We start from the raw sequence: 923 nt of genomic DNA on the forward strand, positions 1-923 counted from the left end.
GTCGCTGTGATGGATCAACCCGCTATCAGGCTGCCGGCGCCCTACGGCCATCTCCAGGGCGTCCAGCACCAGCGACGTGCGCATGTGCTCAGCCATCGCCCAGCCCACGAGCTGCCGGTCGTGGAGGTCGAGCACCGCCGCCAAATAAAGCCATCCTTCCAGCGTCCAGATCGCGGTGATGTCGGCCACCCAGGTCTGGTTCGGCTCCGCCACCATGAACTGGCGGTTCAGCAGATTGGGCGCCACCGGGAGGCTGTGCTCACTGTCGGTTGTATGACGCCAGCGGCGCCGCTGCCGTGCCGCTACGTCGGCTTCTCGCATCAGGCTACGGGCCTGGTACCGGCCGACGTCGTGGCCGCGGCGTCGCAGCTCTATGGCCATGCGGCGGCTGCCGTAGCTGCCGCGCTTCCGGCGATGGATCTCTCTGACCTCGCGGAGCAGGGCCTGACGATGGTCATCAGGGCCACGCTGTCGCCAGGCATAGAAGCCACTCCGGCTGACCCGCATGACTCGGCACAGCACGGCTACGGGATAGGTGGCCTTCTCCGACTCGATGAACTGATATCTCAGCTCGACTCTTTGGCGAAGAAGGCCGCCGCCTTTTTTAAAATATCCTTTTCAATCTGAAGCTTACGAACTTCTTCGCGGAGCTTCTTGATCTCGGCGTCGCGATCGACCTCCTGCCGCCCCGGAGTGCTGGAAGCCAGCTGACGGTGCTTGCGGCACCAGCGGTCCAGCACGCTGCGCTCCACGCCCAGTCGCCGGGCAGCCTCGGATACGGAGTACCCCTGATCGATCACCAGGCTCACCGCATCCGCTTTGAATTCATCGGAAAACCGACGTCGAGTCTTCTTGGTCATGAACACCTCCATTGCCTCCATTATGAGGCTTATCGGGGTGTCCGCTCCAATTAGACCACTTCA

1 pseudogene is annotated in these 923 nt (G+C 62.8%); it reads right to left on the minus strand.

From position 1 onward, the window contains the following. Positions 1-860, minus strand: a pseudogene (locus tag E0702_RS15790) (IS3 family transposase); the annotation flags it as partial. Positions 861-923: the final 63 nt, after the last annotated feature.

Source organism: Halomonas marinisediminis, from assembly GCF_004347715.1.
In the GTDB taxonomy this organism is placed as follows: domain Bacteria; phylum Pseudomonadota; class Gammaproteobacteria; order Pseudomonadales; family Halomonadaceae; genus Halomonas; species Halomonas icarae.